The 8,352-nt window shown below is 40.9% G+C and carries 5 protein-coding genes; 4 read left to right on the forward strand and 1 reads right to left on the reverse strand.

The genetic code is table 11. The annotated features are described in order from the left end of the window. The first annotated feature begins 212 nt into the window (after positions 1–212). The 3 genes from aceE (at position 213) to lpdA (ending at position 6,210) form a co-directional block, all read left to right on the forward strand. Positions 213–2,894, forward strand: coding sequence for a pyruvate dehydrogenase (acetyl-transferring), homodimeric type (aceE, locus tag AC0UA9_RS02245; RefSeq protein WP_475656437.1), 2,682 nt, complete (start codon positions 213–215; stop codon positions 2,892–2,894). Between the two features lie 25 nt (positions 2,895–2,919). Then, entirely contained in the window at positions 2,920–4,623 is a 1,704-nt protein-coding gene (gene aceF / locus AC0UA9_RS02250; protein WP_475656440.1) for a dihydrolipoyllysine-residue acetyltransferase, read from the forward strand. A gap of 153 nt (positions 4,624–4,776) precedes the next feature. Then, entirely contained in the window at positions 4,777–6,210 is a 1,434-nt protein-coding gene (lpdA, locus tag AC0UA9_RS02255; RefSeq protein WP_475656443.1) for a dihydrolipoyl dehydrogenase, read from the forward strand. A gap of 193 nt (positions 6,211–6,403) precedes the next feature. Here lpdA and purT read toward each other — a convergent pair whose 3' ends face one another. Continuing rightward, positions 6,404–7,591, reverse strand: a complete 1,188-nt coding sequence (gene purT / locus AC0UA9_RS02260; RefSeq protein ID WP_475656446.1) for a formate-dependent phosphoribosylglycinamide formyltransferase — start codon at positions 7,589–7,591, stop codon at positions 6,404–6,406. 220 nt (positions 7,592–7,811) lie between these two features. Between purT and AC0UA9_RS02265 the strand changes: the two genes are divergently transcribed. Then, entirely contained in the window at positions 7,812–8,186 is a 375-nt protein-coding gene (locus tag AC0UA9_RS02265; RefSeq protein WP_475656450.1) for a hypothetical protein, read from the forward strand. Positions 8,187–8,352 lie beyond the last annotated feature (166 nt).

Here is an 8,352-nt window from a genome sequence, read left to right on the forward strand (position 1 = left end):
TGACTTTAAGACAAACAAAGGCCTATTAACGTAGTGTAATGGGTAAAGGGGCTGCGGTATAGGTGCATAGTTTCAGCTATGTAATAATTGTAAAAGACAACCAGTTTAGAGAATAGTTTCAAGTTACGAAAGCCATTATCAATCATGTATTTCGCCACTCTTTAACTCACCGCTCACGACTGAAACATCAATAATATTGGAGACAACGCAATATGTCAGATCTACCAAACATAGACATCGATTCATTAGAAACCCAAGAGTGGTTAGAGTCGATGGAATCTGTACTAGAAAATGAAGGGCCTGAGCGCGCGCATTTTTTACTTGAAGCATTAATTGATCGTGCCCGTCGTGGTGGTACTCATTTACCTTTTGAAGCAACCACTGCTTATGTAAACACTATACCGCCAGGACAAGAGCCGCATATGCCTGCGGATCAAACCATTGAGTCACGCATTCGTGCCGCTATTCGCTGGAATGCCTTAGTTTTAGTATTACGTGCTTCCAAAAAAGATTTAGATCTTGGTGGCCACATTGGTAGTTTTGCCTCGTCTTCGACACTTTATGATGTAGGTTTTAATCACTTCTTTAAAGCGGCTTCAGAAAAAGATGGTGGCGACTTTATTTTTGCACAAGGCCACATTTCTCCTGGTATTTATGCACGTGCTTTTATGGAAGGGCGTTTAACGGAAGAGCAAATGAATAACTTCCGTCAAGAATGTGATGGCAAAGGTTTGTCTTCATACCCTCACCCCCATTTAATGAAAGACTTCTGGCAATTCCCAACTGTTTCTATGGGCTTAGGTCCATTACAAGCAATTTACACTGCTCGTTACTTAAAATACCTAACGGATCGCGGTATTAAAGACTGTTCAGGCCAACGTGTATACTGTTATTTAGGTGACGGTGAAACAGATGAGCCTGAATCATTAGGTGCGATTGGTTTAGCTTCACGTGAAGGGTTAGATAACTTATGTTTTGTTATTAACTGTAACTTACAGCGTTTAGATGGCCCAGTACGTGGTAACGGCAAAATTATTCAAGAGCTTGAAGGTACCTTCCGTGGCGCTGGCTGGGAAGTGGTGAAAGTTATTTGGGGCTCTTACTGGGATCCATTACTTGCACGTGATACTTCAGGTAAATTACTTCAGTTAATGAACGAAACAGTTGACGGTGAATACCAAAACTGTAAGGCCAAAGGTGGTAAGTACACCCGCGAAAGCTTCTTTAACAAGTACCCAGAAACCAAAGCGATGGTTGCTAATATGTCAGATAAAGATATCTGGCGCTTAAACCGTGGTGGTCATGACCCAGTTAAAGTATATGCCGCTTACGAAAAAGCGAAAAACACTAAAGGTCGTCCAACGGTTATCTTAGCTAAGACTGTTAAAGGTTTTGGTTTAGGTGCCTCTGGTGAAGCATTAAACATTGCCCATAATGTTAAGAAAATGGATATTGAGTCTGTCAAACATTACCGTGACCGTTTCAATATTCCCGTAAGTGACGAAGAGATTGCTGACTTACCTTTTTACAACTTCCCAGAAGACAGTGACGAGTACAAATACATGAGGGCACGCCGTGAAGCCCTTGGTGGCTCGCTACCAGCACGTCGTGAACAAGCGGATGAACAACTTGAAATCCCTGCTTTAAAAATATTTGACCCTATTTTAAAAGGCTCAGGTGACCGTGAAATTTCATCAACAATGACATTTGTACGCGTACTTAATAACTTATTAAAAGACAAAAAAATAGGTAAGCGCATTGTGCCTATTATTCCTGATGAAGCACGTACTTTTGGTATGGAGGGCTTATTCCGCCAAGTAGGTATTTATGCAAGCGAAGGTCAAAAGTATGTACCACAAGATGCTGACCAAGTTGCTTATTACCGTGAAGATAAAAAAGGCCAAGTACTACAAGAAGGTATTAACGAATTAGGTGCAATGGCATCTTGGGTTGCTGCTGGTACTTCTTATTCAACGTGTAATGCCACAACTATCCCATTCTACATTTATTACTCTATGTTTGGTTTCCAACGTGTGGGTGATTTAGCATGGGCCGCGGGTGACAGCCAAGCACGTGGTTTCTTATTAGGTGCTACCGCAGGTAGAACAACCCTTAATGGTGAAGGTCTGCAGCATCAAGATGGCCATTCACACGTACAAGCTGGTTTAATCCCTAACTGTGTGACTTATGACCCAACTTATGGTTACGAAATTGCCGTTATCGTGCGTGAAGGTTTACGTCGTATGTACGAAGAGAATGAAAACATCTTCTACTACCTCACCTTAATGAATGAAAACTATAAACACCCTGCAATGCCTGAAAGCAAAACAGTTGAAGATGAAATCATTAAAGGTATATATCAACTAGAGCAAGCAACACCAGCTAAAGGCAAAGCTATTGCTAATGTGCAGTTGCTAGGCTCAGGTACTATTTTAGAGAAAGTACGTAAAGCGGCACAAATACTTAGCGATGATTACAATATTTCAAGTGATGTTTACTCAGTAACCTCATTTAATGAGTTAGCACGTGACGGCCAAGACGTTACGCGTTGGAACATGCTTCACCCTGAAAGTAAGCCTCGCGTACCTTATATTTCATCTGTAATTACACCAGAAGCAGGCCCAGCAATAGCTGCTACTGACTATATTAAAAATTATTCTGATCAAGTTCGTGCTTACATTAATACACAATACCGTTGTTTAGGTACTGATGGTTTTGGTCGTAGTGATAGCCGCGATAACTTACGTACGCATTTTGAAGTTAACGCATCGTACATTGTTGTTGCCTCATTATTTGAGTTAGCAAACCGCGGTGATATTGAGCGTTCAGTTGTTTCAGACGCAATCAAACGTTTTAATATCGACACTGAAAAACTAAACCCATTGTACGCGTAACTTGTGACTAGAGAAGGAAAGTAAAATGTCTATTGAAAAAATTCTAGTCCCCGATGTTGGTGGCGATGAAGTTGAAATAATCGAAATTTGTTTTGCTGTTGGCGACACATTAGAAGCCGACGAAGGAATAATCACGGTAGAAACTGATAAAGCTTCTATGGATATTCCAGCCCCTTTTGCCGGTAAACTTACCAGCTTAGCCATAAACCTTGGCGACAAAATTAAAGAAGGCGACGTGATTGGCGAAATGGAAACTGCAGGGGCAGAGAGTAGTGACTCTGACGCTACAGAGACTGAAAGCACTCCTGCACCTGAAGCACCAAGCGAACCTGTTGCTGAAACACCCGAAGCTGAGCCTGCTGTTGAAACTACGCCAGCGGCAACGAGCTCGGCACCTACAGCCTCAGAAGTCATTGACATTGCTGTGCCTGACATAGGTGAAGACGGTGAAGTTGATGTGATTGATGTACTCGTTAGTGTTGGCGATGTTATTGAAGAAGAGGATGGTTTAATCACCTTAGAAACTGATAAAGCAACCATGGATGTACCATCAACACATGCAGGTACCGTTAAAGAGGTTTATATCAGCAACGGTGACAAAGTAAAACAAGGTTCACTGGTTATTAAGCTTGAAACAAGTGGTGGCGGCGAAGCAGAAGCGGCGGCCCCAGCCCAAGCAGCTGAACCTGCTCCTGCTCCAGAAAAGGCACCTGCAAGTGCTCCAACGAAGGTAGCGTCAACAACAGCACCTACCTCGGCACCTGTGCCACACCACCCACAAGCGGGTGACGTTAAAAAAGGCGCTATTTATACCTCGCCTTCTATTCGTCGCCTTGCCCGTGAGTTTGGCGTTGACTTAACCTTAGTAAAAGGGACTGGTAATAAAAACCGTATTTTAAAAGAAGATGTACAGTCTTATGTAAAATATGAATTGTCACGTCCAAAAGCCAATGCGGGTAGCTCTGTTGCTGCCGGTGAAGGTGGCTTACAGGTAGTTAGTGCTAAAGCGATTGATTTTTCTAAATTTGGCGAAATTGAAACAAAAGCATTATCACGTATTCAAAAAATATCAGGGCCATTTTTACATCGTAACTGGGTAACAATCCCGCACGTTACTCAATTTGATGAAGCTGACATCACTAATGTTGAAGCTTTTCGTAAAGAGCAAAATGTTATTTGTGAAAAACAAAAGCTTGGCTTTAAAATTACACCCTTAGTATTTGTACTAAAAGCGGCGGCTAATGCCTTACTCGCTTTCCCAACGTTTAACTCAAGCTTGAGCGAAGACGGTGAAAGCTTAATACTTAAAAAGTACGTTCACATTGGTGTGGCGGTAGATACGCCTAATGGTTTGGTTGTACCGGTAGTACGCGATGTTGATAAGAAAGGTATCCATGAACTATCTCGTGAATTACTTGAAATTAGTATAAAAGCGCGTGATGGCAAGTTAAAAGCGGCAGATATGCAAGGGGGTTGTTTTACTATTTCTAGCCTAGGTGGTATTGGCGGTACGGCATTTACGCCAATCGTTAACGCACCAGAAGTGGCCATTTTAGGGGTGTCAAAATCTGAAATGAAACCAAAATGGAATGGCAAAGATTTCGAACCTAAACTAATGTTACCATTATCTATGTCTTATGATCACCGTGTAATTGACGGTGCATTAGCGGCACGCTTTACCGTACATTTAGCCGGTGTAATGTCAGACATTCGTAAATTAATACTTTAATTAACCCAAAATGGCCTACTTTAGTCGGCAGTTGTTAATTAATATTGGCGAAATTCAACACATAAGCGTAGAATTTCGCCATCATAAATTTATATAAATCATAAGTTGGTGCAGCCGGTCTGTTTCAGCTTTATCTATTTAATAAGGATAAACATGAGTAACGATATAAAAACTCAAGTAGTAGTATTAGGTTCAGGCCCTGGTGGATATTCTGCAGCATTTCGTGCAGCAGATTTAGGCCTTGATGTGGTACTCATTGAAAGCCGCGAAACATTAGGTGGTGTTTGTTTAAATGTAGGCTGTATTCCATCTAAAGCATTACTACACGTAGCTAAAGTGATTGACGACGCAGCAGCGATGGCCGCTCACGGTGTTACGTTTGGCAAACCTGAAATTAACCTAGACAAAATCCGCAATTGGAAAGAAGACGTTATTGGTCAACTAACCACAGGCCTAGGCGGTATGTCTAAAGCGCGTAAAGTAAACACGGTTTATGGCTACGGTAAGTTTACTTCAGATAAAACCATTGAAGTCGAAGGTAATGACGGCAAAAAAACTACCATCACTTTTGACAACGCAATTATCGCTGCTGGTTCATCTGTTATCGATTTACCTTTTATCCCTAAAGATGATCCACGCGTTATTGATTCTACTGGTGCACTTGAATTACAAGATGTTCCTGGCGAGATGTTGGTATTAGGTGGTGGTATTATCGGCTTAGAAATGGGGACAGTTTATTCAGCACTTGGCTCTAATGTCAGTGTTGTTGAGTTTGCCGATCAATTAGTGCCGGCCGCTGATAAAGATATTGTTAAAATTTACACTAACTACAACAAGAAAAAATTCAACATCATGTTGTCTACTAAAGTTGTTGCTGTTGATGCAAAAGATGACGGTTTATACGTGACTTTTGAAGGTAAAAACGCGCCAGCAGAGCAAGTACGTTATGACAAGATTTTAGTTGCTGTGGGTCGTAAGCCAAATGGACACTTAATTGCTGCTGATAAAGCGGGTGTAAACGTTGACGAACGTGGTTTTATTAATGTTACTAACGAACTACGTACTAACGTACCGCACATCTTCGCCGTTGGTGATGTTGTAGGCCAACCTATGCTTGCACATAAGGCTGTTCATGAAGCGCATTGTGCAGCAGAAGTTATCTCTGGCAAAAAACATACGTTTGAGCCTCGTTGTATTCCTTCTATCGCTTATACTGATCCAGAAATGGCTTGGGTTGGCGTAACTGAGGCTGAAGCTAAAGAAGAAGGTTTAAACATTGAAACAGCTAACTTCCCTTGGGCTGCTTCTGGCCGCGCTATTGCCTCTGCGCGCACTGAAGGTAAAACAAAGTTAATTTTCGAGAAAGAATCTGGCCGAATTCTTGGTGGCGCTATTGTTGGTATTAATGCGGGCGAAATGCTGGGTGAAATTTGTTTAGCGGTTGAAATGGGCGCTGATGCTGAAGATATCGGTTTAACGATTCATGCTCACCCAACCTTGAATGAATCTATAGGCTTAGCTGCTGAAATTTTTGAAGGCTCAATTACTGACTTGCCTAATGCTAAAGCAGTAAAGAAAAAGAAGTAATTAACCTGATTAATATCAATATAAACAATTAATTAGAGTTAACTAAAACCGCTTATAGCAAATGGCTTAAGCGGTTTTTTTATGCTTAAAGTAGATAACACCAAGGGCTTGCAAGTGTCTGAGCAGACTTAGTTTTTATCGACAAATTTTCTTTGGTAACTTTTTAAAGAAAAAAGCCATATTATCTATCGTATTAATAGTGTATTTTTATTTTGTTAGCACAAGCCACGGCGTCATTAACCGCTGTTTTAATGTTGTCACGACGCGCTAATGCGACACCTAATCGGCGTGTACCATGAATATTAGGCTTAGCAAATAAACGTAGTTGGGTTTGCGTTTGACTCAAAGCATTATCAATACCAGAAAAAGTGATATTAGTAGATTTTCCTTGCCCTAAAATCACGGCCGAAGCTGACGGTCCGAATTGTTCAATAGTATTAATAGGTAAACCTGTGAAAGCACGGACATGTAGAGCAAACTCAGATAGCTCTTGAGAGATTAATGTGACCATTCCTGTATCATGAGGGCGGGGAGAGACTTCGTTAAATATTATATCATCACCTTTGATAAAAAGCTCAACACCAAATAAACCGTAACCTCCTAGTGCTTCAACCACTTTTTTAGCCGCTATTTGTGCCGCTTTTAACGCTTTTTCACTCATCACTTGCGGTTGCCAAGATTCTCGATAATCCCCCTCCTCTTGACGATGCCCAATTGGCGCACAAAAGTGAATACCATCAACCGCACTAATGGTTAATAAAGCAATTTCATAGTCAAAATCAATAAAACCTTCAACAATTACGCGTTGGTTATTAGATTGCTCACCCGCACGCCCACCACTTTGTGCGTATTGCCAAGCTTTGTCGATATCTTCAATATGCTTAATTACACTCTGTCCTTTGCCTGATGAGCTCATAATAGGTTTTATCACACAAGGTAGGCCAACATCATTAATCGCTTCTTTAAGCGCTTCTAAGCTATCTACAAAGTGATAAGGCGAGGTTTCTATCTTTAACTCCTCTGCTGCTAAGCGGCGAATACCTTCACGGTTCATGGTGAGCTTAGTTGCGTTAGCGCAAGGCACCACATTTAACCCTTGGTTTTCAAGCGCTACTAATGCGTCCGTAGCAATGGCTTCTACCTCAGGTACAACAAAGTCTGGCTGTTCACTGTTAATAATATCTTTTAATGCCTTAGCATCTAACATATTAAACACATGGCTACGATGCGCTACTTGCATTGCAGGTGCATTAGCGTAACTGTCACACGCAATAACCTCTAATCCTAAGCGTTGGCATTCAATCGCCACTTCTTTGCCTAGCTCTCCTGAGCCGAGCAATAACACCCGGGTTGCGTCTTTACTTGTTGCTGTACCAAACATATTAAAACCTTAAAAATTTTTCCTATAACAAAAAGCCATAGTTTCTGATGACGATCATACTGTATTCCCCTTTTTTATACTACTATCCGAAGTAAGATCTGATACGTAATTAATACTTAATTAATGCCCTATTGGCTACGTAATTTATAGTATAATTATCACTAGCGTTCCCTTATTTAGCGGGAAAGCTCTGAAAGGTAAAACCATAAGGATAAGCGCCATGAAGGAATTAAAAAACAAAGACATACGCCAAAACACGCTAATACTATTGAGTATTTTATGGTTATCTGCTTGTGCTATACCACCAAAGCTAGCGTTAAATGAACAAAGAACACAATGGGATTTTGACCACCAACTACAATATAAAAAAACCCTGTTGTCGACCAACAATTATCAATTAGAAGTTATTTCAAATAAAAATACGCGGTTTGAATATTTAAGTGCTTTTTTATTCCGTCAAAGTTATATTATTTGTGGGCGGTATGGCTATAAACTTGAAGTCTTAAAAGGCGTTGAGGGAGTAGATGATAAACGTGCTTTACCTAACTTTATTCAAGCTAACTTAACCGCAAACCTTAAATGCCCTAGTAAGTAATTATTTAGTTTATCTTTACGCATGTGTGGCGTTTGCTGTAGGTGTCGAACCTTGGCGGGTATTAGCGCCTGGTTCGTGGCCAAGTCACTGCTACTCTATCTAGCTGAGCTACGTGTCTGTTATCCAATTGCTTAACTGTGTAACGACTTAATCACTCAGCTGTTAT

It is taken from the genome of Colwellia sp. F1 (assembly GCF_056238625.1).